21 protein-coding genes are annotated in these 26,288 nt (G+C 47.8%); 6 read left to right on the plus strand and 15 right to left on the minus strand.

Going from position 1 to position 26,288, the window contains the following annotated elements; genetic code table 11:
- The first annotated feature begins 28 nt into the window (after window positions 1–28).
- The 4 genes from GKG43_RS07755 (at window position 29) to GKG43_RS07770 (ending at window position 5,247) form a co-directional block, all read left to right on the plus strand.
- A complete protein-coding gene (locus GKG43_RS07755) occupies window positions 29–940 on the plus strand; it encodes a glycyl-radical enzyme activating protein (protein ID WP_129878935.1) in 912 nt (303 codons plus the stop codon).
- A 100-nt stretch (window positions 941–1,040) separates the two neighbouring features.
- Window positions 1,041–3,473 carry a pyruvate formate lyase family protein gene (locus GKG43_RS07760; RefSeq protein WP_173020088.1) on the plus strand — a complete coding sequence of 811 codons (2,433 nt, stop codon included), beginning with the start codon at window positions 1,041–1,043 and terminating at the stop codon, window positions 3,471–3,473.
- A 365-nt stretch (window positions 3,474–3,838) separates the two neighbouring features.
- Entirely contained in the window at window positions 3,839–4,507 is a 669-nt protein-coding gene (locus GKG43_RS07765; protein ID WP_050640144.1) for a Crp/Fnr family transcriptional regulator, read from the plus strand.
- Window positions 4,504–5,247 carry a DUF6198 family protein gene (locus tag GKG43_RS07770; protein WP_055153288.1) on the plus strand — a complete coding sequence of 248 codons (744 nt, stop codon included), beginning with the start codon at window positions 4,504–4,506 and terminating at the stop codon, window positions 5,245–5,247. The genes GKG43_RS07765 and GKG43_RS07770 overlap by 4 nt, the downstream gene beginning before the upstream one ends.
- Before the next feature lie 281 nt (window positions 5,248–5,528).
- On the opposite strand, the gene GKG43_RS07780 is transcribed toward GKG43_RS07770, so the two are convergent.
- The 6 genes from GKG43_RS07780 to GKG43_RS07805 all read right to left on the minus strand — a co-directional run bounded on the left by GKG43_RS07780 (window position 5,529) and on the right by GKG43_RS07805 (window position 13,823).
- Window positions 5,529–6,482, minus strand: a complete 954-nt coding sequence (locus GKG43_RS07780; protein ID WP_055153346.1) for a PHP domain-containing protein — start codon at window positions 6,480–6,482, stop codon at window positions 5,529–5,531.
- Window positions 6,483–6,571: 89 nt separating this feature from the next.
- Window positions 6,572–7,603, minus strand: a complete 1,032-nt coding sequence (locus GKG43_RS07785) for an AraC family transcriptional regulator (protein ID WP_330377641.1) — start codon at window positions 7,601–7,603, stop codon at window positions 6,572–6,574.
- Window positions 7,587–8,372 carry an AAA family ATPase gene (locus GKG43_RS07790; protein ID WP_050640146.1) on the minus strand — a complete coding sequence of 262 codons (786 nt, stop codon included), beginning with the start codon at window positions 8,370–8,372 and terminating at the stop codon, window positions 7,587–7,589. Before GKG43_RS07790 ends, GKG43_RS07785 begins: the two co-directional genes overlap by 17 nt.
- Before the next feature lie 15 nt (window positions 8,373–8,387).
- Window positions 8,388–9,419 carry an asparaginase gene (locus tag GKG43_RS07795; protein ID WP_279230112.1) on the minus strand — a complete coding sequence of 344 codons (1,032 nt, stop codon included), beginning with the start codon at window positions 9,417–9,419 and terminating at the stop codon, window positions 8,388–8,390.
- Window positions 9,420–9,438: 19 nt separating this feature from the next.
- A complete protein-coding gene (locus GKG43_RS07800) occupies window positions 9,439–9,999 on the minus strand; it encodes an HD domain-containing protein (RefSeq protein WP_025656473.1) in 561 nt (186 codons plus the stop codon).
- Window positions 9,996–13,823: an efflux RND transporter permease subunit gene (locus tag GKG43_RS07805; protein ID WP_129878937.1), complete on the minus strand. Its 3,828-nt coding sequence runs from the start codon at window positions 13,821–13,823 to the stop codon at window positions 9,996–9,998. The genes GKG43_RS07800 and GKG43_RS07805 overlap by 4 nt, the downstream gene beginning before the upstream one ends.
- A 316-nt stretch (window positions 13,824–14,139) precedes the next feature.
- Here GKG43_RS07805 and fabG point away from each other — a divergent pair, with 316 nt between their 5' ends.
- Both fabG and pduB read left to right on the plus strand, forming a co-directional pair.
- Window positions 14,140–14,868, plus strand: coding sequence for a 3-oxoacyl-ACP reductase FabG (gene fabG / locus GKG43_RS07810; protein WP_050640149.1), 729 nt, complete (start codon window positions 14,140–14,142; stop codon window positions 14,866–14,868).
- Between the two features lie 68 nt (window positions 14,869–14,936).
- Window positions 14,937–15,665 carry a microcompartment protein PduB gene (pduB, locus tag GKG43_RS07815; protein WP_050640150.1) on the plus strand — a complete coding sequence of 243 codons (729 nt, stop codon included), beginning with the start codon at window positions 14,937–14,939 and terminating at the stop codon, window positions 15,663–15,665.
- A 14-nt stretch (window positions 15,666–15,679) separates the two neighbouring features.
- Here pduB and GKG43_RS07820 read toward each other — a convergent pair whose 3' ends face one another.
- The 9 genes from GKG43_RS07820 to GKG43_RS07860 form a co-directional block, all read right to left on the minus strand.
- Window positions 15,680–17,101, minus strand: a complete 1,422-nt coding sequence (locus GKG43_RS07820; protein WP_129878938.1) for an MATE family efflux transporter — start codon at window positions 17,099–17,101, stop codon at window positions 15,680–15,682.
- Window positions 17,088–18,329 carry a GTPase HflX gene (gene hflX / locus GKG43_RS07825; RefSeq protein WP_050640152.1) on the minus strand — a complete coding sequence of 414 codons (1,242 nt, stop codon included), beginning with the start codon at window positions 18,327–18,329 and terminating at the stop codon, window positions 17,088–17,090. The genes GKG43_RS07820 and hflX overlap by 14 nt, the downstream gene beginning before the upstream one ends.
- Window positions 18,330–18,384: 55 nt before the next feature.
- Window positions 18,385–18,798 carry an Rrf2 family transcriptional regulator gene (locus tag GKG43_RS07830; protein ID WP_050640153.1) on the minus strand — a complete coding sequence of 138 codons (414 nt, stop codon included), beginning with the start codon at window positions 18,796–18,798 and terminating at the stop codon, window positions 18,385–18,387.
- 95 nt (window positions 18,799–18,893) lie between these two features.
- A complete protein-coding gene (locus GKG43_RS07835; RefSeq protein WP_055153277.1) occupies window positions 18,894–19,460 on the minus strand; it encodes a class I SAM-dependent methyltransferase in 567 nt (188 codons plus the stop codon).
- A 25-nt stretch (window positions 19,461–19,485) separates the two neighbouring features.
- Complete coding sequence (locus GKG43_RS07840; RefSeq protein WP_055153275.1) at window positions 19,486–20,139, minus strand: tetratricopeptide repeat protein; 654 nt, start codon at window positions 20,137–20,139, stop codon at window positions 19,486–19,488.
- An 11-nt stretch (window positions 20,140–20,150) separates the two neighbouring features.
- Window positions 20,151–22,010: a heavy metal translocating P-type ATPase gene (locus tag GKG43_RS07845; RefSeq protein ID WP_050640156.1), complete on the minus strand. Its 1,860-nt coding sequence runs from the start codon at window positions 22,008–22,010 to the stop codon at window positions 20,151–20,153.
- 32 nt (window positions 22,011–22,042) lie between these two features.
- Window positions 22,043–22,402, minus strand: a complete 360-nt coding sequence (locus GKG43_RS07850) for a metalloregulator ArsR/SmtB family transcription factor (protein ID WP_050640157.1) — start codon at window positions 22,400–22,402, stop codon at window positions 22,043–22,045.
- Between the two features lie 198 nt (window positions 22,403–22,600).
- Entirely contained in the window at window positions 22,601–25,024 is a 2,424-nt protein-coding gene (locus tag GKG43_RS07855; RefSeq protein ID WP_083487083.1) for a heavy metal translocating P-type ATPase, read from the minus strand.
- A 272-nt stretch (window positions 25,025–25,296) separates the two neighbouring features.
- On the minus strand, window positions 25,297–26,028 hold the full coding sequence (locus tag GKG43_RS07860; protein WP_050640158.1) for a GTP pyrophosphokinase family protein: 732 nt from the start codon (window positions 26,026–26,028) through the stop codon (window positions 25,297–25,299).
- Window positions 26,029–26,288 lie beyond the last annotated feature (260 nt).

Here is a 26,288-nt window from a genome sequence, read left to right on the forward strand (position 1 = left end):
ATAAATTTTAAGAGAAAGGAGGTGTGACATGAGTACGATATATAACGCAGAACTCGTCGGGCAGGTTTTTAATATTCAGAGGTATTCTACACATGACGGCCCGGGGGTACGTACAACAGTTTTCTTAAAGGGATGTCCCCTTCGCTGTTATTGGTGTCAGAATCCGGAATCGCAGAGCCTGAAACCAGTGCTAATGGTCAAAAAGGACCGGTGCACGGGATGCGGCCGATGTGTGCAGGCCTGTCCGCAGAAAGCAGTCTATTTTACAGATGGCGCTGTCGTAACAGACCGTTCACTCTGTACTGTATGCGGAAGTTGTGTCGATGCATGTTTCAACAAAGCCCGCTCAGTAGCAGGCGAACCAATGACCGTGAAACAGGTCATCGATAAGGTCAGGAGAGATTACAACTTATTTTGTAATTCCGGGGGCGGCATGACAATTTCAGGCGGAGCCTGTGAAATGCAGCCGGATTTTACAATCAATCTTTTAAAGGCCGCTCATGATGAAGGCATACGTACTGCTGTAGAAATGGAAGGGGCGTTCCCCTGGGAAACGGTAAGGGCGATTGCAGAACATTGTGATTTTATCATGTATGATTTGAAACATATGGACAAGGATCAACACATGATGGGGACGAGAGTTTCAAACGAAAGAATCTTAGAAAATGCAAAGCGTCTTGTAAAGATGGGAAAAAAGCTGAAATTCCGTACACCGCTGATCCCCGGCTTCAATGATTCTCCGGAATCAGTTGCAGCAATTGCCCATTTCATTAGGGATGAGCTTGGACTTAGCCCGGGAGAATGCCATGAACTCTTAGGATATAACAATCTTGGCGAAGACAAATATGACCGTCTTGATATGCCGGGAATCTGTCCGAAAAATAAACGTCAGTCAGAGGAATATCTGGCCGAATTAAATGCAATACGTGAATCTATTTAAACGCGTGATTCCATTCAGTTTCTATTTGCCAGATCGAAAGGGCCCTTGGTCAGGTAAGAATATAGATATTAATGTTCAATATGAGAAAGGTGGAAATGAAATGACAAAAGTTACCTATAAGCAATATCATGAAAAAACTCGTGGTGAAACTATTTGGGAAAGATTAAATCCTCTGCGCTATACACAGACAATGTCTATGGCACGCGCCCAGCTTCTTGCAGACGCCTATGAAGAATACGCCGGATATTCATTTTATCGTAAACGTGGATATTCCATTGCAAAAATACTGAAAGATATCCCAATTTATATTGATGATGAGCAGTTATTAGTTGGTGATTTCAGTGCTAAGCCAATGGGGCCTGAGTGGTTCCCGGACCTGGCTGCCACATGGGTCAGTGATTATGTCGATAAATATGGGTGGAAGGGAAGCGGAAAATTCTTTGCATTCGAAAGCCCTGAACAGGCGCAGCAGGCAAAAGACATCGCCCATAAGTTCCAAAATGCGGGCGGTAAAGAAATGTGGTATAAGTATCTTGGTGAAGAGGAGGTCGCTTTTGCAGAGAGTGTCGGTGAGCAGGGTGCGTGGGTCTGCAACTTCCTATCAGAGGTGTATGCTGAAAAGGCATGGAATGTACCGGATATATCAAGAATCGTATCAAAGGGTGTTAAAGGACTAATTGCCGATATTGATGAGCAGCTTGAAAAACTTGTGATCTTAACAGATGAGGATTACCGTGCTCATGAGTTCTGGCTAGGACTTAAGTTAATGCTGGAAGGAAGTATTGAATATGCACATCGTTATGCAGCACTTGCTTCAGAAAAAGCGGCAGCGGAGAAAGATCCGATTCGTAAGGCAGAACTTGAGGAAATTGCAAGGGTGTGCATGCGGGTTCCGGAGTATCCGGCAGAAACATTCCAGGAGGCTCTTCAGTCATTCTATTTTGGAATCCTGATGATCTTCTATGATACCCGTACATATGGAATGGGCTTTGGCCGTGTTGACCAGTTCTTATATCCCTGCTTCCAATCAGATATTGAAACAGGCTACATCGATGAAGAATATGCCACACAGCTTCTCGAATGCTTCCGGTGCAAGGTCATGGGCAAGCGCCAGTTTTGGCCGGATCTCATGACACCAAACTTAAGTTCAGAGTCACATTTCCATAATTGTATCCTTGGTGGTGTTGATCCGATCACAGGACGCGACGCAACAAACCGTTTATCTTATCTGTGGCTTGATGCTGCTGAGCGCGTTCATACACCGCACCCAACCCTTTCCGTCCGCTACCATGCAAACATTGACAGAAAATTCATGGAACGTGCGCTGGAAATTGTAGCACTTGGCATGGGATTCCCGGCATTTATGGGTGATGATAACAGTATTCAGTATCTGCTCAGCCGTGGGTACACGGTACAGGAAGCCCGCGATTATGCCATCGGCGGATGTGTGCTTCATGGGGTTCCCGGTAAGACCAGCTCTGTATGGCCAATTGTAATCAACTGTGGCAAGATGCTTGAATATGCACTCCGTAACGGTTATGATGTCCGCATGAATAAGCAGCTCGGGCCTAAAACAGGTGATTTCTTTCAGATGAAGACATATGAAGAGTTTATTGAAGCATACAAGGCACAGTGGGCATACTGGGGGGATTATTCTGCAAGCAGTAACCGCCAATGCCGTATCCAGCATGTAGAATCCTTCCCGGATATTATGATGTCTGCATTTACAGATGACTGTATCAAGCGTGGTAAAGTAACCAGCCTGGGCGGTGCGGTTCATAATGATAATACACAGTATATCGTTCCGGTAGGCGTTCAGGACTTCGGCAATGTGGCTTATGTTCTTAAAAATTATATCTTCTGTGAGGATCCTATCTGCAGCAAAGAAGAATTAATGGCAGCTATTGATGCAAACTGGGAAGGTTATGAAGAGCTTCATGCAAAATTGTCTGCTCTTCCTAAATATGGCAATGATATCGCTGAAGTTGACGACCTTGTAGATGAAGGTTACAGAATCATTGAAGATGTATGGTATCAGATTCCTTCCGCATTTGGGCACCATTTTGAAGTCGCGCCTCATTCCCTTGGATTCCATGCAGGAACGGGAGCTAAGACTGGAGCTCTTCCGGATGGACGCTGCGCATGGGAAGCTATGTCAGATGGTGCTGTATCTCCCAAACAGGGAACGGATTGCGAAGGCCCGGCGGCTGTTATTGCATCAGCGGGCCGCGTAGACCATACCGAGTTATATGGTGTGCTGTTCAATATGAGGTTTACTCCTGAGTCTCTAAAGACTATGGAAGGCCGTGAACAACTGCATGCTCTGATTCGAACTTACTTACATGACCTAGGCGGTAAGCACATTCAGTTCAATGTGATCAGCAATGAAATTATGAAGGACGCCAAACAGCATCCGGAAAATTATACAGATCTGATCGTTCGTGTAGCAGGTTACAGTGCGTACTGGACAGACCTTACCGATACAATTCACGATGAATTGATTCTTCGATCAGAACAGGAATTCTCCTTATAGGCTGCCATTTAAATAAACCGAAAAAATCAACAGCCAGTGCCTTTCGGCGTATATATGCCGGCAGGTACTGGGCTTCAAAAAGTCTGGCTGTTGGTGTAAAATATAAGTATACAGTTCCCTTACAAATATTATATACCCAATGTGCACCCCCGTATTGCATACCCCTGCAGGGCGGGTTCGCAGCAAGCTGCAAAATAATGGGCGCAGAAGTTTGTGAGGGGTATGGTTGTATAGGAAAATGAACTTCATTTTCCTAAAGTGAAACTATTTATTGTATTCGAGTTGAAAATGACCCGAAAAACAGATAGCTTTGCAGTACTTCATAAGGGTTCGTTTTTATACTTGTATGAGAGTGAGGTTTAAGTATGAGCACGGGGAATATATTAGAGGAAATTATACCCAGGCATATTTTAGAAATGCTGACAGTTGTTGAGTTAAAAAAGAAAGTTGTTTTTATTCCTTTAGAGGAGCAGAAAGATATTGAATTGTATTATATATTAGAGGGTAAAGTTTCGTGCTTTACTGTGGACTTTAACGGACGGGAATTCTTAGTCGATTCATTAGGGCCCGGAGAATTTATAGGAAAATTCTCCCAAATGCGCAATATGAATTTTAACTGCGGCGTCCGGACAGCCACCGACTGTAAGCTGCTGAGGCTTACCCCCTGCAAAAAGGAGCTGTTAAGTGACAAGAACTTTTCCCTGTATTTCTATTTGAAGACATCGGACCGTGTGTACGAAATGTACAAGCTGGCGATGCTCCGTATGCTGTTCCCTTCGAATGAGGTACTGGCCTACTGGATTTTAAAACTAGCGAAAGATGGAACTAATATTGAAGAAAAAGCTGAGAGTATCTGCCTGCAGACGAATATCAGCAAGCGGCAGTTCTTCTATTGTATTAAAAATTTTTGTGATGAAGGGCTGATTGAAAAATCCGGAAAACAAATTAATATTTTAGACAAAGAAGGCTTAAAGGAAATCGCGGGTAATGTGTATTTATTTATGAATGAAAATATAAAGGAGGATCCGGTATGATAAAATCCAAACCGGTTAATTTAGTAAAACAATTTGTTTGTTATATATTTGGCTTATTTCTAATCTCTATAGGCGTAAATTTTTCCAAGATGTCAAATCTGGGAATTACTCCGGTAAGTTCCATTCCCCGGGCATGTGAACAGATCTGGGGATTTACCCTTGGTGTTACAACAATGATTATTTATATATTGTTAGTTGTTCTGCAGCTCATTATCCTGCGGAAACGCTTTAAAGTAACAAACGCACTGGGTATTATTGTTACATTCATTTTTAGCTGGCTGATAGACTTTACAGGCACTGACCCAAATGCCTTCGGCCATCTGCTGCTCAACTTCCCACGCCCTCAGAATTACCCCATGCAGCTTTTGTATCTGGCAATCAGCCTGGTCATCAGCGCCCTTGGTGTTTTTATATACCTGCGTCCCCAGTGGCCTCCTATGCCGGCGGAGGGCTTTGCCGGAGCCATAGCAACGGTTACAGGAAAACCTTTTGGAAACTGTAAGTCTATCGCAGACACTTCTATGGTTGTGATCGCTATCATCCTGCAGATCGCATTTTTAGGAGGCCTTAGCTCTTTTATCGGCGACGGAGTCGTTGTACGTGAAGGGACGGTCATTGCGGCCATTGCTATCGGACAGATTGTGAAACTTCTGACCAAGCCTTTTGGGAAACCGCTTACCGACTGGCTACATAAAGGCGACGATGAAATAGAAACAAAAGCTGTGGCTGCCAGCAAATAACTGAATACAGCCGTTGGCTTTTCCACTGTAAAAGGCCCGGCAGATTCATTTCCTGTTCCAACTAGCTGATTAGTTCTCACCATAATGATAGCGGCAGGCTAATATATATACATTTTCTTCATCTATCTTATATATTAGCCTGTTTTTGTCATTCATACGTCTGCTCCAAAATTCTGTCAAATTTCCTGTCAATGGCTCTGGTTTCCCGACGCCTTCTTTTTCATTACGAGATCTAGCTTCTATTATCAGTTAACTGCGGATCTTCCCGAAGGGCCAATGCTTTATATATTACGTTGTAATAGCGCAGCCAGCGTCCGGTTCCCATAAAAATATTCCTCTGTAACCCCGCATTCTCCAAGTTCCCTCGGATGCGCCGCTCCTTTTTTCTGATCCGCATGGTAATCCGATCCGCCCGACATAATGGCTACCCGATCCGCATAATTCTCCCGGATATAAGCCTCCGCCTCGCTCTTGGTCAAAACGCCTTCATAGCTGGTCTTGTCATAGGTATAACAGGCCTCAATTCCATCCAGTCCTGCCTCTACGAGCCGGTCGATATACGCTTTCCTTGTCATGATAGTTCCGTCTGTTTCGGGCTGTTCCGCAATAAGCAGTGGGTGTGCCAATATCGCAATCCCACCCGCACGATGCACCTCCCGGATCAATGCAGCAGGATCCGGCTTCTTCCTCTTTATCTGGTATCCCGGCGTATTTCTTACCATAAGCTTAGCCTGCTTCCAGTCCTTTGCATAGCCTTTCCTTGCCATCTGTTCAAATATCATCTTCTTCAGGACATGCGCCTCACTCACCGGGTGCCCTCCGTTATCGAGAACTTCCTCCCAGGTAATATGCATCCCGTCCTCCCGGAGACGTTTCAGCAGTTTCTGATATCCCTCGCTTCTGGATCTGGAAAGTTCCCGCTCTAGCTCTGCAAACCATGCATCCTCCCATCTGCAGCCAAGACAGACTATATGCACGTCCTCCACATCTGTCTCGCAGGAAATCTCGGTGCCCAACAGCAGCTTTACTCCTAACGTTTCGGCAAGTTCCAGGAGATCAGTTTGATGTCCATCCTCATCCATATATCTCTGCTCCGGAACGGCATCGTGGTCTGTCAGGGCCAGCACCCGGACTCCCAGGGCGGCAGCGCGGCAGATCACCTCCGGCGGGGTATCTGCTCCATCTGAACGTGTCGTATGCGTATGAAGATCGCAGGCATAATTACATTTTTCCATAGCGGCCTCTTTTCCTTTCTTACAATAAATATATTCTTTCATAAAAACAGCTTTTTACCATTAAGAAAAGCAGGGACCTTCATCCCCGCCTATTGTCTCTCGCGGTATTCCTTAGGGCTCATACCGTACTTTTCCTTAAATTTCCGGTAAAAATAACTGGTATTGTCATAGCCTACAGACTCTATAATATCAGCAACCGGCAGTGTCGTACTGGACAGCAGGTAGGCGGCCTGGCTCATGCGCCGCGCCTGCAGGAGTTCTTTATAGTTTCTGCCTGTGCGTCTCTTGATCTCCCGGCTCAGCCAATACACATCGTAACCAAGCATTTCCGCCAGCTCAGACAGTGTTCCGTTCCGGTAGTGCTCCTCCACATAGTTCAGCACAACTCCAGTCAGTTCCTTGTCAAACTGCCTGCTGCCCGTCTCCATCTTATCCATGTAATTCAGAAGCTGAAGAAATAACAGTCCCATGGTAATCTGGTTGCAGCTGCGTTTATTCGACAGGTCATAGAAAATGGTCCACACCATGTTCTCCACCAGATTCTGGATAGGAAGCACGTCCGCCACATGAAAATACAGATAAGAGGTTTTCTCATTTTTACCACAGAGCGTCCCCACCAGAAACTCCTTCAGCATATTGTCCTCTTCTTCCATCATGGAAAACGCCATATTAAAAAATTCAGGAAGAATGATAAAATTAACTGCAATATCTTCTTTTCCCGCCGGCAGTATCTCCTGCACTGCGTTCTGATTGAGGAACAGCAGGTCACCCTGCTCAAGAACCACCCGGTTTCCATCCACAATATGCGTGGTAGTCCCCTGGCACATATAGATCACTTCCACATAATTATGCCTGTGTTTTGGGAAATTTACAAAACGGGTGTGCGGTCTGACCTGGATCAGCTTCCCCTTTTTCAAAAGCTTCTCACAGTCCACGATCAGTTCCTTCTTCTCCGTATAAAGGTGCTGGTCGATTCCCTCTCTTCCGTCCAATATCATCTGTTCTTCTTCCGTGATCACAGACAATTCTCTGATCAATTCCGGATGCATACACTCACCTTTTCCATTTCTGTACGCTGACTTCTGTACTCTTTTTGCCGTACTCCTATTGCTGTTCTGCAATCTCTGCCGCCAGTTCCATGTATTCTGCGGCGCTCCGGCTGCTTTTCTTGTATGCCATGATCGGCGCATTGTTATCCTGTGACCACTCGATAGCGCTGTCCACACGGATATATGTATCAAAAACCTTTACCTGTTCCAGTTCCCTGAGTGTCTCCAGGGTTTGCTTAAAATAATTTTTCCTTGTATCAACCTTTGTAATCACAATGCCGCCCAGCTGCAGATCCGGGGCGATCTGCTTTACCTCTTCCAGAAACTCAAACATATTGCCAAGTCCGAAGAGCCCCCACGGTGTTGATTCCACCGGAATGATTACCTGGTCAGAAGCACAGAGTATATTCATCACCCAGCCGCCCAGTGTCGGCGGCGCATCGATCAGTATATAATCGTACACGTCAGTCTCCCTGACAGACGCCAAACATTTTCTCAGGATATACTCTCTCTGCCACTTTGTAAACAGTTCATACTCAATGGAACTCATCAGCGTAGAAGACGGAATAAGATCCAGTCCTTCATAGGGGGAATGCACGATATAGCTGCACAGATCATCCTGCCGCCTGATTCCCTCATACAAATTCTTTTCCCCCTGGGCAAATTCCAATACCTGCTCCTCATCAAACAGGGAGAGTGACAGGTTCAGCTGCATATCCCCATCGATCAGCAGCACCTTCTTTCCCAGCTGGGTGAGCCCGTATCCTACATTGGAACAGGTCGTGGATTTTCCGCTGCCCCCTTTATTATTTGCAAAACATATGACTTTTGTCTTTCCCATCTTTGCGCCTCCGTATCATTGGCCCGAAACCGAACCCTGCCTCTTTCTGTAGCCCAGTATATCATAGTTTACGGTTCTGTAAAACTCTGATTTCATATCCTCATAACTCATATCCTGCCTCGCCATGAGCCACATGGCCTTCGTGATGGTCGCCTCCAGGGTCATGTCATAGGTCTCGAGCAGGTCCAGATCCTGTTTCACTTTTTTCCCTACTTCATACACCATCATATCGCTGCCCTCTTTTACAACCTGTGTTGCAACAATGGCCAGCTTCCCCTGTGTCCCGCAGTCCCTCATAACTTTGTAAAATTTATCCACCAGGTACTCCGGTATGCCGCCAACGCCGAAACTTTCGATTACAATACACCGGTACCGGGCAAACAGACAGTCCAGAATCTCCGGATCTATACCGGGGATCAGCTTCAGCACATAGATGCTGTCCTCCATCTCATGAAAGAACTTTACCCCGCCATGATATTCCAGCGGCGGTATATAACGGATCACTTCCTGTTCCCGGATCACTGCGGGATAGGGAAAGTTAATGCTGGAAAAAGCATTGTAGCTCTTTGCCCGTTCCTTTTTGGCCCTGGTTCCTACGATCACTTTTCCGTCAAAAACGATATTAACATCTCTCGAGCCCTCATCTGCTGCATAGATAAAACTGTCCAGAAGATTGTTTCTGGCATCCGTGTTTTCCTCGTCAATAGGTTTCTGCGCCCCGGTAATTACAACCGGCTTTTCGGAATTCTGGATCATATACGACAGCGCAGCCGCAGTGTAAGCCAGCGTATCCGTTCCATGGCATATCACAAACCCGTCATAATCTTTATAATGCTCTTCTACCGCCCGGCTCATCATTTTCCAGTGTGCAGGGGTTACATTGGTGCTGTCCACATTGCATACCTGATGCGTATACACTTCGCATACATCCTTTACATCAGGAATAAACCTGACCAGTTCCTCAGGCGTTATCGCAGGCGTCAGTCCGCCCTCCGTATGTTTGCACGCAATGGTGCCGCCGGTCCCCAGCATTAAAATCCGTTTCAATACACAGCCCCCAGTTCTATTACCACTCCAGCGAAGCCGGCTCGCTGCCGAAATTCTTCTCCACCAGAGTGCAGTATTCTTCATAGGCTTCCGAGCCTTCGAACTCTGCCTTCAGGGCGTCCCTGATCCCCTTGTAATACCAGCCTATCGCAGCCTTACTCTGCATGCGGAACCTTTTCCAGAGTTCATCCCCCAACACTGGATAATCCCTGTCGATGTCCCTCATATTGGAAAGCTTATCCGCCAATCCGATCATCTTCACAGGCAGCGGAGCCATCCCAAGGTGCTGGATCGTGGCGCCCTTTCTCTCTTCCCAGCTCAGAGACTTATCCTCGCTCTCCTGCGCCACAATAGACGCTACGCGCTCCCCGAATCTTAGTTTGAGGATCTCTTCCGTCACCTCTTTGCAGTCCTCAATCGTGTCATGCAGGACTGCCGCGCATATAATTTCTTCATCCGCAGTCATCGTGGCCACAATCTCCGCCACCTCCACAGGATGTACAATATAAGGTCTTCTTGTCCCTTTCCGAAATTGCCCCTCATGCGCCTTTGAGGCAAATTCTATGGCTTCATCAATCATTCAAACGGCTCCTCCTCGATGCCTTCCCGCAATCTTGCCTTTTCCTTTTTGTGGAATAAAGCATAGATACACGGTACCACAAACAGTGTTAATGCAGTTCCATATATAAGACCGCCGATCGTCACCACCGCCATCGGCTGTACCATATCTGCACCGGAACCAAAACCAATTGCCATTGTGGACAGGCCCAGAATCGTCGTGAGCGCCGTCATGATAATCGGCCGCAGCCTTGTCCTTCCGGCTTCCACCAGCGCTTCCTTCTGATCCATCCCCTGGGAGATCAGCTGATTCGTATAATCAATGAACACAATACCATTATTGACAATAATTCCAGATAACATAACAAATCCGACCATAGCAATTACACTTACCGGACTTCCTGTGAGCCATAGCCCCAGCAGACCGCCTGTAAATGCAAGCGGAATTGTAAACATGACGATAAACGGCGATCTTAATGACTGGAACTGTGCGACCATGATTAAATACATGAAAACCACTGCCAATGCCAGCATCTTGAGCAGTTCCACCATGGTCTCCCGGATCGTTTCATCCTCTCCCTGCATTTCTGCCGTATAACCGTCCGGCAGTTCATAAGTCTTCATCGCCTTTTCCACACGGCTGCTCACAAGTCCGATATTATCGTCCTCGGCAACCTCGGCCGTCACATTGATATATCTGCTCTGAGCGTTTCTGGAAATGGACTGAAGCCCATATCCGGTCTCAAAAGATGCGATATCCTTCAACGCAATCTGTTCTGTCGACCCGTCCTGTTTTTTTACATCCAATTTCATATCCCGGATTTCATCACGGGTCAACTCCTGATTCTTCTGATCCGCCACTACGATGCCGATCGAAGCCGTATCCATATCCAGCTTTGTCGTGGAAGCAGGCTCTTTCAGTTTCTTAGCCAGTTCCTGATAAACCTGGGCAACAGTCAGATTATAGGAAACTGCCTTGTCCTTATCTACGATCACCCGCAGTTCTTCGGTTGTCTCCTCCATTCCGTCGGACACGTTCTTCGTTCCTTTAACACCTTCCAGTATCCCTGCTATATCCTTTGCAATTTTCTGAAGTTTATCCAGTTCCCGCCCTTTTATCTGAACGGATATCCCCGATGCACCGAGGGAACTCATATCCATGTTGGACATGCTCAGGGAAAGCTCAACATTTTCTTCCCGGGCCAGCTTTTCTATGGCTTTCTGGATGGCATTGTCCGACATGGACCGTTTTTCTTTCAGCAGTGCATAGAATTCCACCTGATTCGTCACCGTGCCGCCGCTGCCCATCATGCCGCCGCTCATGGCCATACCACCCACATCACCGATATCTTTGATCTTCCTAAGCTTCTCCGTAAAACGGTCAGCAATCTCTGCCGTATCCTGCAGCGGCGTTCCGTCCGGCGTCTCGATGGACATGCTGATCTCCGTGCTCTGCATTGCAGGCATGAATGCGGTTCCTCTTGAAAGAGAAAGCACACCGCTCGCCACAAACAAAACAAGGGCGCCTATCAGTACGAGGGGTTTAAAGCGCAGCGCGCCCCGAAGTAACTTTTCATATATGTCTTTCAGATGTACGAAGAACCTGGATTCTTTTTGATCTGTCTTTCTCAGCAGCCCCGCGGACATCATTGGCACAAGTGTAAGCGCCACAATCAGGCTGGCGAGGAGCGAGTAAGCGATCGTCAGTCCCATGTCTACAAAAAGCTGTCTTGCCATTCCCTCCGTAAATACAATCGGCAGGAATACGCATACCGTTGTCAGCGTAGAGGCCATGATAGCCCCGGCAACCTGGCGGGCTCCCTGAATGGCCGCTTCCTTTGCCGATGCATGTTCTTCATTACGCATACGGTAGATATTTTCAATCACGACAATCGAATTGTCTACCAGCATTCCGACACCGAGCGCCAGACCGGACAGCGAAATAACGTTCATTGTCACTCCGCTGAAATACATCAGGACAATGGCCGTCAGAATACTGATCGGGATGGAGCATGCGATTACAAAAGTCGGACGGATGTCCTTTAAGAACAACATCAGAATCAGTATAGCCAGGATTGCCCCAAACAGCAGATTCTGCAGCACGGAGCCGATTACCATGTCTATGTAGACTCCCTGGTTCATCAGAACAACTACCTGGATGTCTTTGTTCTCTTTTTTTATCTGTTCAAAACGTTCCAGAATACGATCCGTTACTTCCCCCGTGGAATATCCGGTCTGCTTCTGCACCTGAAGCAGGATCCCGTTTTCCCCATTCAGTTTGGCATAGGTTTCATCTGCATTATCTATCCGTTCTACTTCTGCGATATCGGACAGTTTAATCGGGTTGATCCCCTCCATATCCACCAGAACCAGATTTTTAAGTTCTTCTATAGACTCAAACTTATCCCCCACACGGATTAAGTAGTCGATCCCTTCTTCATTGACATAGCCGGCAGGCATATTAAAATTCTGGGCCGCCAGAACGGTCTGGATCGTCTCGGCGGTCAGCATGGATTTTACGTTTGCTGCTGCCTTTGCTTCTTCCTTGGCTGACTTGAGTTCCGCCTCTTTGCTCTTTAACTCTGCCTCACCAACTGCCAGCTGGGCAGACGCCTCGCTCATCTGCATGGCTGCCTCCAGCTGTGCCGCGGAGAGCTGGGCCCTCGCCTGCGCCAGCGTGATGGTTCCCTCGCTAAGCTGAGCCTGTACCTGTGTCAGCATGGACTTTCCTTCTGCAAGCTCAGCCTGCTTCTGGGTGATCGTCTCCCTGCTCTGTGCCGCCTGGGCAAGTCCCTGCTCAATCGCGGCCATGGATTCATCGAAACGCTCTAAAACAGCCAGCTGTGCGGTCAGTGTTCCCTTTGCTATCAGCAGCTCCGGGGTCTCACCACTCTCTTTAATTGCCTGTTCAACCTGTTGGTATTGGGATTCTATCTCCGCACGCTGCCCATTCAGCTCCTCCAGTTCCTGTTTTTGCTGCAGCAGCGCCTGCTCACTGGCATCAATCTGCGCTACAGACTGCTCCAGCGCAGCCTCTGCCAGCTGGATCTCGCTGAGTTTCTCATTGACCTCCATCTGTCCCTGGGTCAGTTCCGCATCGCTTTGTGCAAGCTGCGCCTCTGCATCGGCCATCTGCCCCGATGCCTGGCTCTTTCCTGACTCCAGCTGTGCCTTGCCGTTCTCCACCTGTGCCTTTGCCTCGTTCAGCGCGTCCGAGGCTTCATTGAACTTATTGTCCAGCTGATTCTGCACGGAACCGTCCACACTGCTGACCTTGTCCTCCTTTACCGTGATCCGGATGGTCTCCTCGATATCTCCGAACGAATTTACCGAGGCCACGCCTTCCAGACTCTCAATCTCCGGGAGCACCTCTTCCTCTATGATCTTCGTGCTCTCTGCCGGCTCTTTGCCGTCTACGCTGATTGCGGGAATCATGACGGGCATCATGGTGGGATTCAGCTTCATGATGATCGGGTTGCCCACCGTATCCGGCCAGTATGAACTGATCTGATCCAGACTCTCCCGCATCTCAATGGTCGCAGAATCCATATTGGCGGTCTGCTCAAACTCCAGAATGACTGTGGATGCATTTTCTCTTGATGAAGAACTGACGGTTTTGATATTGCTGATGGTTGCCATTGCCTGCTCTACCGGCTTTGTCACGGTAGTTTCCACTTCCTCCGGGCTTGCTCCTGCGTACGTAGTCATAACGACCGCGTAGGGGAGATTCATATCCGGCAGCAGATCTACTGTCATTTTATCAAAGGATACAAACCCCAGAATTAATATCAGTACCACGGCTACTACAACGGTGTACGGTTTCTTCACACTGAACTTGGATAACATGTGTCTACCTCTTTCTCTTTTTCGCTTTATGCTTCACCCGGTTCGCCTGAGAATCGAAGTGGAGGAAGGATCTGTTAAATCCCATTTATATAGAAATCATATCATATGAGCAACCCAATCACAACCAGAAAATGCGGGAGTTTTACAGGGAGAGAACACGGCGCCGGGTCCCAAAACATCAGGGGGGCAGGGCAGCGGATTTTGCCGGGCCAGAGATTGTTTTTTGTTTGTGGAATGGATTCTGTGAATGGTTGTGGTGTACTTTTTGTGGTACATAGAGTATAATAGCAGAAGAATTATTGAAGTGAGGTTTTTTATGGGACGGAAGTGTGTTCTTATTACAGGGGCGTCCAGAGGGATTGGACGGGCCTGTGCCGCCGCTTTTGGGCGGCTGGGGTATTATGTTTTTGTGAATAGCAGGCATTCCGATGATCTGGCAGGTGTGTGTGACGAGATTCGTTCGGCAGGGGGAATCTGCCGGGCTGTACCCGGGGATGTGGGATCCGCATTGGATGTCCGGCGTATCTTTCAGGAGATAGAGGCGGAGGTTCCCGGGCTGGATGTATTGGTGAATAATGCGGGGACTGCATTTATCGGGCTTCTGACGGATATGACGGATTCGGACTGGGAAAGGATTCTGCAGACCAATCTTTCTTCGGTGTTTTATTGTTCCCGTGCGGCGGTTCCGTATATGGTGTCGCAAAAGGCGGGGAAGATTATTAATATTTCCTCTATGTGGGGCACTTCGGGGGCTTCCTGTGAGGCAGCTTACTCGGCTTCCAAGGCGGGGGTTAACGGACTGACCAGGGCGCTGGCCAAGGAGCTGGCTCCGAGTAATATTCAGGTCAATGCGATTGCCTGCGGTGTGATTGACACCGTGATGAATGCCCAACTTTCTGAGGAAGAGCGGCAGCTGCTGATGGAAGAAGTTCCGGCGGGACGGTTTGGGACCCCGGAGGAAGTGGCTGATCTGGTTCTGGATCTGGCACAGGGACATGCATATCTGACCGGCCAGGTAATCGGACTGGATGGCGGATTTCTGTAGAAGGCGCTTCAATTTTGAAGTATTTTATGCTAAATAGGTTATATTAAGATAGATAAAAGGAGTTTTTTATGTTAAAGGTAAAAGGAATTGAGAATATACCAATGGACTGTTCTATGGCAGAGTTTGTGGGCACGACGGTCCTGGATACGATTGGGCTTGTGATTCCGGGCGTCACACCGGCTTTGCTGGAGCAGATGCAGCTGCCCAAACCTTACCGCAGCCTCGGGCTGCTCAGTTCACGGACAGGCGCGGCCGGACAGATTAATGCCGTGGATGAAGCAGTGAAGTCTACCAACACAGAAGTCGTGTCCATTGAGCTGCCCAGAGACACTAAGGGCTGGGGCGGCCATGGTAACTATATTATCCTTGGCGGAGACAATGTTTCCGATGTCCGCAGAGCCGTTGAAATTGCAGTGGAATATACGAAAAAATATGCAGGAGAGCTCTACATCAGCGATGCCGGACACCTGGAGTTTACCTATTCCGCAAATGCAGACCAGGCGCTGAATATGGCATTCGGCGCTCCCATTGGGAAACCTTTTGGTTTCTTCTGCGGGTCGCCCGCTGCGATTGGGCTTGTTATGGCCGATCTGGCAGTCAAGTCCTCCCCTGTTGAGATTATCAGATACATGACTCCTGACAGAGGAACCAGCCATTCGAATGAAGTTATCGTGGCTGTGACCGGCGATGCCAGCGCTGTTAAGAACTCGGTACTGACTGCCCGCGAGGCTGGGCTGCAGCTGCTGGTATCTATGGGAAGTTATCCGGAGACCCCCTCCGCACCCTACCTGTTTTAAAATGAATTATCCGCCTAATCGGCAGATTTATTCTCCGGCATTTCTGACAGAAGAGCCGGAGATTTCATTTTCTTCAATTGTCTGTAGGCAAATACAATTGCTATGACAGCCGCCGCGGCATCCGCTATCGGTCCCGCATACATTACGCCGTCTATCCCCAGAAACAGCGGGAATATCAGGATCAACGGAAGCAGAAAGAGTACCTGTCTGGTCAGTGACATGACAATTCCTAATTTTGCCTTGCCGATAGACGTAAAGAATCCGGACGACATAGGCTGAATACCGTTTGCAAACGTCATGAACATGAAGATCTCCAGGTATCTGTCTGCAAAATGGAAGTACCGCTCACTGCCGCTCCCAAATATGCTGACTATTTGCCGCGGGAATATCTGAAAACTTAAAAAGAATAATGTGGCGATTGTGGTACATAAAATGGCTGCTTTTTTGTATGTACTTCTGACTCTCTCATAGTTCCCGGCCCCATAATTGAATCCCCAGATCGGCTGACAGCCCTGAGAGATTCCGATGCAAATTGCCAGAAACACACTGTTCACTTTCGAAATTACCCCTACACAGGCCAGCGGGATGTCGCTTCCATATGAGGAGGCCGCCCCATAATAGCGGAGAGTATTATTCATGGCAATCTGTACGACAGTCATCGCAAGCTGGTTGATACAGGATGCCATTCCCAGGGCTGCAACCGCCTTCAGATAGGCTGCCCTCGGGCGCAAAGCGGAGACTTTCAGATCCATTTTCTTATACTTCACAAAATAAAGTATAACAAGAAGGCCGGAAACCACCTGACCAATAACTGTAGCGGCAGCGGCACCCTTAATCCCCCAGTGGAATACAAAGATAAAGAGGGGATCCAGGATTGTATTCAGGATTGCTCCTGTCAACATACTCACCATTGAATAGGTCGGGCTTCTGTCCGCCCGGATCAAATGATTTCCTCCGGTTGTTAATATAAAAAAGGGAATTCCAAGTGCGGTTATCCCTGTATAGTCCACGGCGTAAGGCAGGACTTCGCTTGTCGCTCCGAAGGCATGCAGCAGCGGCTCTAAAAACAGGAGAACAATAGCGGCGATTACCACGCCGCTAATAACAAGTGTTGACAGGCCGGTGCCTGCAATTTCACTCGCTCTTTTCTCTTTTCCAGCCCCCATTTCCAGATTATAGTTCGAAGCGCTTCCTATTCCAAGCAGAAGCGCTGTGGCTGTCGCAATTGTTGTGACAGGAAATGCAATATTTGTTGCGGCATTTCCCAGCATACCGACTCCCTGGCCGATAAAGACCTGATCTACTATATTATATAGTGCACTTACCAGCATACTGATGACTGCCGGTACGGCAAACTTTCCAATCAGTCTGCCAATAGGTTCTGTACCCAGCGGATTTTGGTTTTTGTCCGCGGCGCTCTTCTCATATTTTTCCATAAATCTCCTTTGTAACGTAGGCCTTTACCGAAATTCCCTCCGCCGCATATTCTTCCTCCAGAAGCTGGCCGTGCCTGCGGATCAGCTGTATTTTCCCGGCTTCTTCAAAAGGATACATTTTTTCGATATAAATTTGGCCGCTGCGTATGATTTCTAAAAGTGCTGTTTTCAGTTCCTCAAGCCCCTGCCCGGTCTTTGCGGATGTCCTGATCGAATACTGTGCCTGGAAATCCCTGAAACTGCCGGCTTCCTCCAATTTGTCCTGCTTGTTAAACAGTGTGATCACCGGTTTGCCCTCCACGCCCAGCTGGCGGAGCGTCTCATATACCACGTACATCTGACTGTCCATCTGTGGGTTGGAGGCATCCACCACATGTATGATAATGTCTGCATATTTTGCTTCCTCAAGCGTGCTCTTAAACGCCTCTATCAAATGGTGGGGCAGCTTACGGATAAAACCAACCGTATCCGTCAGCAGAATCTCCTGCTTTCCCTCCAGCTCCAGAACCCGGGTTGTCGTATCCAGTGTCGAGAAAAGCATTGCATCCGCCAGGATTCCGGCCCCGGTCAGCGCATTTTCTATACTGCTCTTTCCGGCGGATGTATAGCCCACCAGAGCGGCGATCTTCTTCTGCGACGCCTTCCGCTGGGTGCGTATCAATTCTCTGTGCTGTTCCACTTCACGGAGCTCTTTCTTTAGCCGGCTGATCCGCTCCCGAATCAGACGCCTGTCCATCTCCAGCTTCTTTTCCCCGGGACCGCGTGTTCCAATCCCCCCGCCAAGCCGGGACAGGGAATCTCTGAGGCCAACCAGACGCGCAGCCCGATATTTCAGCTGTGCCAGCTCCACCTGGATCTTCCCCTCGCTGCTGACTGCCCTGGCTGCAAAGATATCCAAGATAAGAAGTGTCCGGTCAATCACCTTGCACTCCAGCTCCCGTTCCAAATTGTGGAGCTGCACGGATGTGAGTTCGTCATCACATACAATGCCGGTTGCTTCGGTCTCCCACAGAATTTCCTTCAATTCCAGAAGCTTTCCCTTCCCCACATATGTGACCGGATGCACTGCCTCGCGTTTTTGGATCACACGCCCGGCCACCTCCGCCCCCGCGGTCTTCGCCAGTTCTGCCAGTTCATCCAACGATTCCTCCGTCCGCTCATTCTCATAGAGCTGAATGCCTACAAGAATCATGGATTCCTTTTGTTCCTCAATTTCATATAACGCCATATTGTAATCCCATCAAAGGGGTCTGACCCCTTTGCCCTTCATTTTCAGAATATTCTCAAGTTTTAAAGATCTGTTTGTCCAGATCCGCTATTGTAATCTGCCGCAGACGCCTGCGGCACTGCTGGTCTAGGTCTTTATATACATCTTCCATGACACCCGCCATACCGGAAGCTATCAGACATTTCATCTCCGAGCTGCCGCTCTTCCATCCGGATGTCACAAAGGAAAACTCCAGCGCATCTGCAATTGTACAAAGGTCTGTTTCCTCACTGTTTTTCACAAAAAGGTATCCACCGTCTATTCCTTCTTTTGTCTCCACCAGTCCGGCTTTTTTTAGTTTTACCATAATCTTTCGTATCCTTGCTGCATTCGTACAAATATTTTCTGCCAGCCCTTCACTCGAATATACAGTTCCTTTATGGTTTAAAAAAACAAGTGCATGCACTGCAATAGAAAATTCACTGGTCATCTCTCTCTCCTGTTTCACTGATAATTTCTGCTGATTTTCATATTATAAATCTTTTCCCTGGATATTTCACCTGTTTTTATGACAAAGATATGAATTTATTTCAGCCTGATGAGAAATACAGGGATCGGCGGGTCGTTCTGCCTGTTGTAAAACTGATGTACGATTACAAGCCACTTTCTTGGATCCACGCCTTTCAGGTAAGTGAGAACTGCTTCTTTCTCCTCATAACCCGAATCCTTCCCGCTGTATATGCAGAGGCTCATCACTCCCTCTACTTTCAGAAGCTTCATTCCCTCCTCGACTGCAAGTATGCTTGTCTCTGCTTTTGTGGAGATCCGGTGATCCCCGCCAGGAAGATATCCCAAATTAAAAACGATGGCAGATACGTCTTCTTTCACGTAATCTCCCATCTTTTCATGTCCGTCCCGAATCAGGCATGCCCTGGATCCCAATCCCAGCCTTTTCAGTCTCTCCGCTGTATGTCCCAATGCCTCCTGCTGGATATCAAACGCATACACCTTTCCGGTGCTTCCTGCCAGCCGGCACAGAAACTCTGTGTCGTTTCCATTCCCGGCCGTCGCATCGACACAAACATCTCCCGGTTCAATATACATCTCCAGAAACCGATGGCAGTACTCCGTAATCTGATAACTATATTTCATACGCTTCTCCTGTTATTCATACTCTCTATCTGGTGCTGAGAAAAGCCGCCTCTTTCTGTGCATCCTGGTCATCAGGATACTCGCTGACATACTCCTGTATTTTAGTCTTCGCATTCTCCCAGTCAAGTAACTTTTCATAACATACGACTTCATTAAACTTCATTTCCCGGATCACCTCTGCATCGTCCGTCTCTTCCGCCCCCGCAGTATCCCCGGCCAGCTTAATTCCCTCACCGAATGCATCCAATGCCCCCTTCGGGTCATTCAAATGCATAGAGCAGACCCCTATAAAATTATAGAGAACCGCTGTTGCTTTTCCATCATGATTCAACACCTGCTGAAATGCATCCCTGGCCTTCTCATAATCCTGAAGTTCATAACAGGCCATCCCAAGTCCACGGTAGGCTTCTGCCACATCTATTTTTTCCGCTTCCTCCTTCTTTGCAGAACCGCCGGTATCTCCAGAAGAACCGGACGCCTCCTCTGAAGAACCGCCGGTATTTCCTGAAGAAGCGGAAGCTTCCTCTGATATACGGATTGCCTCCTCAAAAGAACTGACAGCCTCCTCATACTGATGTTCCTGCAAATATGCGGTGCCCTCGGACACATAGTCCGTACCGCTGCTGCACCCTGTCAGCAAAAAAACAGCCAGCACAGCGTATATTATAACTTTTCTCATATATGCTCCTTTTATTCCGGATACTTTAATACCCAGAATGAATTCAATATATTAATCAACATCACAGCCATATCCGCAATAATGGCATTCTGCATTGTCACATAGCCAAGCGCCGCCAGGAATAAAAGAATAACCTTCATGCCTATGGCAAACACCAGGTTCTGTTTTACTGCCCGGATCGTGCCCTTCGAAATCTTAATCGCATTCACAATCCTGGAAGGCTCATCTTCCATAAGGATAATATCTGCAGCCTCCAATGCGGCATCCGCTCCCAAACCGCCCATAGCAATCCCGATATCTGCCAGTGCCAGCCCCGGCGCATCGTTAATGCCATCGCCGACAAATGCGAGTTTTTCCGATTCCATCTGGCTATCCATAAACTCTTTTACCTGCTCTACCTTATCTTCCGGCATCAGGTTCGCATACACATACTCAATCCCCAGTTGTTTTGCTGCATCGTCCGCCACTCTCTGGTTATCTCCGGTGAGCATGACTGACTCAATCTGGTGTTTCTGCAGCCAGCGGATCGTCCATTTTGCATCCGGACGGATCACATCTGCAATCAGAATATATCCTTCATATTCCCCGTCCACAGCCACATGCACTGCTGTGCCAATCTCCTGTACCGGCTGATAGAAGAAGCCCTGCTGGTTCATAAACTTGGAATTCCCAATATATACCTGCCTGCCGTCAATCTGTGCACAGACGCCAAAACCGGAGGACTCCTGAATAGACTCCACCCGGCTGCTGTCGATTGACTTGCCGTATGCGGCTCTCAGAGACACCGCAATCGGATGATTGGAATAGGACTCCCCGTAGGCGGTAATTTCCAACAGTTCAGCGTCCTCCATATGCTTCGGACAGATAGCCTTCACATGAAAAATGCCTTCCGTCAGCGTACCAGTCTTATCAAAAACAAACGTCTCTGTTTTCGAAAGCGCCTCCAGATAGTTACTCCCTTTGATCAGCACTCCCTGACGGGATGCGGCGCCGATTCCTCCGAGAAATGCAAGCGGTACCGAGACAAGCAGACCGCATGGGCAGGCCGCTACCAGGAAAATGAGCCCCCGGTAAAGCCATGTCTCCTGATCTGCCCCCTGTAACATCATGGGCGGAAGAATCATAACAAGTACACCGATCAGCGTAACCACCGGCGTATAAAAACGAGAAAATTTGTCTGCAAAGTTTTCACTCTGTGCCTTATTATTGTTGGCATTCTCCACCAGTTCCAGAATCCTGGATGCGGTAGAATCTGCATATACCTTGGATACTCTGGCCTCCAGCACACCGCTGATATTAATGCTGCCGCTGTAAAGCCGGTCCCCAATCTTCACTTCTCTTGGTTCCGACTCCCCCGTAAGGGCCTTTGTATCTACCATACTCATCCCCTGCGTGATGACCGCATCCACCGGGATCCGTTCTCCCGGCTTAATTACAATAATTTGTCTGGGCTGCAGTTCCCGGGGATGTACCTTTTCCTCTCTGCCGCGCATCTTACGGTTCGCATATTCCGGACGGATATCCATAAACTTCGCAATAGACTTCTTCGTTGCGGACAGAGAAATGACTTCTATTGTCCTGCCAAACTGGAAGAATAGGATTGCTCCCACTGCTTCCGTGTATTTGCCAATTGCTAAAGCGCCGACAGTCGCAAGGATCATCAGCAGATTCTCATCAAAAATATGTAACCTTTTTACATTTTTCAGTATGTCCCAGAATATTCCCAGTGACATAACCAGATATGGGAGCAGGAACAAAAGCAATTCTGTCCTCCCCGTCATATCCCAGTGCCTGACCGAAAACAATGCATTGATGTATAATAGCAGGCCGATTCCAATTTCAATGCATTTCTTTCTAACTTCCCTTGCCATCTTGGCCCCCTTATTTACCTTTCACCGTGATTCTATTCTCTAATATGTTCCAGTCCCTGGTTCATAATAGTCTTGATATGACCGTCAGCAAGAGAATAGAACACCGTCTTCCCTTCCCTGCGGTTCGTAACCAGCTTCATCTGCTTCAATACCCTGAGCTGGTGAGAGATCGCTGACTGCGTCATACTCAGCGACTGTGCAAGATCGCACACACACATCTCCGACTGCCACAGCATACATAAAATTTTAATCCTGGTAGAGTCCCCAAACACTTTAAAAAAATCTGCCAGATCCTGAAGCTCCTCAGGTTCCGGCATGTTCTCCTGAACCTTCTTTACAATATCTTCGTGTACATGCATGAAATCACAATGTTCCACTTCCAGTTTTCCCATATACCGAATCTCCCTTCATATGAACAACCGTTCAGTTATTATTATACGAAAAATACGCTGACGGGTCAAGCAATGCAGGCTTGTCTGTCCTTTATATCATTCCCATTTTTCTGGGTACTTATAAAAAAAGGAACGCATACTCAACGGTCTGCGTTCCTTTCTTAAGATTTTTTTAATTTATTTCCCGGAACGATCGTGTTACAGCTTCTTATAAAGCACTCTCATAGAATTCAAAATGCAAAGCACCGCCACTCCCGTGTCCGTAAAAACTGCCATCCACATGTTGGCAAGGCCTGCAAGGCCCAGTACCATTACCATGATTTTGACAGCCAGGGCAAACACTACGTTCTGCCGCGCTATAGATCCTGTTGTCCTTGCAATCTGAAGTGACTGGGGAATTGCCTCCATAGATGACGTCATAAATACCACATCCGCTGCCTCTATGGCCGCATCTGCCCCGCTACCCATTGCGGCGCCTACGTCAGCCCCCGCAAGAACCGGGGCATCGTTAATCCCGTCACCCACAAACATGACGCTGCCATGGGCCTCGCGAATACGTTTCAATTCCTCCACCTTATTCTCAGGAAGCAGTTTTGCATGAATTTCATCGATTCCGGTCTCTTTACCCACCGTCTCAGCGCTCTTTCTGGCGTCTCCCGTCAGCATAGCGGTAAGAATACCCATCCGTTTCATAGCAGCCACCGCCGGTTTCGCGTCTGCCTTAATCGTATCCGCAATCACAAGCTGTCCGGCATACACCCCATTCAACGCCAGCAGTACTTCCGTACCGTATGAAGCATCTGAATACTGGCTTAACTCTACCTCATATGCTTCCAGCAATTTTCTGTTGCCGCACAGTACAATCCCTTCGTTTAACTGCGCTTTCACACCTTTCCCCGAAATCTCTTCCACGGATAAGGGACGCTGCAGGCCGATTGTTTTCTCCTCGGCCGCAGTAACGATACTCACGGCAATCGGATGTGTGGATGTCATCTCACAGCTGCCCGCAAGAGCCAGCAGCCTTTCTTCGTCAAATCCTGCCGCCGGCACCACATTCTGAAGGACAAAGTTTCCTTCCGTAATGGTTCCGGTTTTATCCATAACAATGGACTTTACACCCTGCAGAGCCTCGATGGCGACACCGCCTTTAAAAAGAATGCCTTTTCTGGAACCTGCACCGATTCCTGAAAAGAATGCCAGCGGTACACTAAGCACAAGGGCACAGGGACAGCTGATCATAAGAAATGTAAGCGCTGTATATACCCAGTAGTTCCAGTCCCCCGTTATCAGGGAAGGAATCACTGCTGTTGCAGTTGCAAGAGCCACTACAAAAGGAGTATACACTCTTGAGAATCTGGTAATAAACCGGTCAATCTTCGGTTTGCTTGCCGCCGCATTTTCCACAGAGTCCAAAATCCTGGTAACCATGGAGTCTTCCAATATCTTATCAGCACGTATTTTCAAAAGCCCCGATGTATTTACACAACCGGATGTAACAGCATCCCCGGCCTTGGCCGCCACAGGGACTGGCTCTCCTGTCACCGGTGACGTATCAATACGGCTTTCCCCTTCTACGATCGTACCATCCAGGGGAATCCTGTCGCCGGGCCGCACAAGAAGTATATCACCTATACGCGCTTCCTCCGCAGGAATCACCAGAGTCTCTTTCCCAACCACCTTGTTGACTACCTCCGGCCGCATGTCAATTGCATCCATAATCTGGCTCCGGCTTCTGGAGACTGCGATTTCCTCAAACAGTTCCCCGACGCGGTAGAAAAGCATAACTCCCACAGCCTCCAGGTATTCGCCAATAAGAAATGCCCCCAGGGTTGCAATGCTCATAAGGAAATTTTCATCAAACACATGACCCTTGCACAGGTTCTTTGCCGCAGTAAGCAGCCCGGCCCTTCCCAGTACGAGATACCCGATTAGAAACAGGATCAGCGAGAGATTTCCACTCACCCTTTCTGTCAGTATCCCTCCTGCCATAAACACAGCCCCAATGCCGATCTCCCAGAAATCCTTCTTGTTCTCACTGAATTTCCCTTTAGATGCGGTTTGCTGACGGGCCGGTTTTCTATCTCTCTTAGAGACAGTAACTTCACTCTCTATGGAAGAACAGATTTCCTCGAATACCGGAAGCAGTTCTTCCTCCGTATTGGTTACCACCTGCAGCTGCTTTGTCGCAAAAATAATGTTTGCAAAATCAACCTGGGGCAGCTCCTGTATTTTCCTTTCCATTTTGGCTGCACAATTTGCACATCCCAGGTTTTCCAGAATATAAACCTGCTTCTGTACATGGTCAAATGCATGATTCATCTCACGCTGCTCCACCGCCTCATGATTATGTCCGTCACTGCTATGACTGTGCCCGCCGCTTCCATGGTTGTGTCCACAGCTGCAGGTTTCGCCATGATGATCATCATCATGTCCATGGCTGCCGTGGTGATCATGATGACTGCCGCATGTCTCCCCATGTCCATGTTTATGCTCATGTGCTTCCTCATGCTTCTGTCCAGTGTGAACCTCATAATAATGTTCTTTTCCGGAATTGTGATCATGCCCGCATCCGCAAGCCGTACTCTCTGGATTTATCTTTTTATTCAAAGCCTGTTGTGCCATACTCGTACCTCCAATGCTTATACATATGAATAACTGTTCATATGTTCATATAAACACATCCAGCATAAATTGTCAATACCTATCTATAAAAATTCAAAAAATTTACCCATCGAATACCTTAAACGCTCCATTTATACGTTACAATGCTCATACCAGCGGGAAGCCTTATTAATTAATAAAAAAGCCAACATATTGAACAATGCCGGCAAACACAGCAGTGCAGCCTGCACTCCCGTATATGTCGGCATTGTTCAACATGTTGGCTTTCATTATTATCGTCCAATGATCTCATTACTTCTTTCACTTCTTCTGCCCCCAATGACATTAGCCGTAATGTCATCGAGCCGCTCTTTCTCATGCTCACTGCTTTCTTCTACAAGGCATGCCTGAATAGCCTCATTCAGAGAGAGCATCTTATCATCAAGTTCAGCAACCATCTGTGCACATTCCCGGAGATCCCGGCTAATATAGTCCGGCGCATTCCCTTCGAACTTATAATAAATCTTATGCTCCAGACTTGCCCAGAAATCCATGGCAATTGTCCGGATCTGTATCTCAACTTTGGTATCCACGACACTGTCGGATAAGAAAATGGGCACTGAAACCAGCATATGATAGCTCTTATAGCCGCTTTCCTTCGGGTTCTTTATATAATCTTTAATAGAAAGAACCTTCAGATCGCTTTGATTCCCGATCATCTCGGCCAGACGGTAAATATCAGATGTAAAAGAACAAATCAGACGGACACCCGCAATATCATTAATATACTTAACCATATTCTCAATTGATGTCTCATGCCCGTACCGTTTCAGCTTCTTTACGATACTTTCCGGAGTTTTAATACGTGTCTTAATATGTTCAATCGGATTATACTGATGTACATGCTGAAATTCATCGTTCAGAATCTCCAGCTTTGTCCCAACTTCTTTCAGCGCAGCATTATATAAAAAAATAACCGTTTTCCAGCTATCTACATCTTCATAATTTTTGATAGCATCGTGCATCTGCAGTTCTCCTCTCAATTTGGAAAATCCCCCTTTCCCAATCCTTTCTAGTATATCATAAAACAGACTTCATGTCAGCCAGTTCATTTTTTTTTAACAAATCGGGATTTAGTCGGCTAGCTTTAGCCTAGTCGACGGACGGGGACGCTTCATGACAGGGAGGCCGGGGAGGCGCTGGGGCTGTATATGCCGTTGCGATATGCACCCGTGCTGCTAAGTGTTTCTAGAACAGCCGCTGCCGGCTAGGCGGGTACGCTGAA

The sequence above is a fragment of the Eubacterium sp. BIOML-A2 genome (assembly GCF_009680135.1).
Taxonomy (GTDB): Bacteria; Bacillota; Clostridia; order Lachnospirales; family Lachnospiraceae; genus Faecalicatena; species Faecalicatena contortus_B.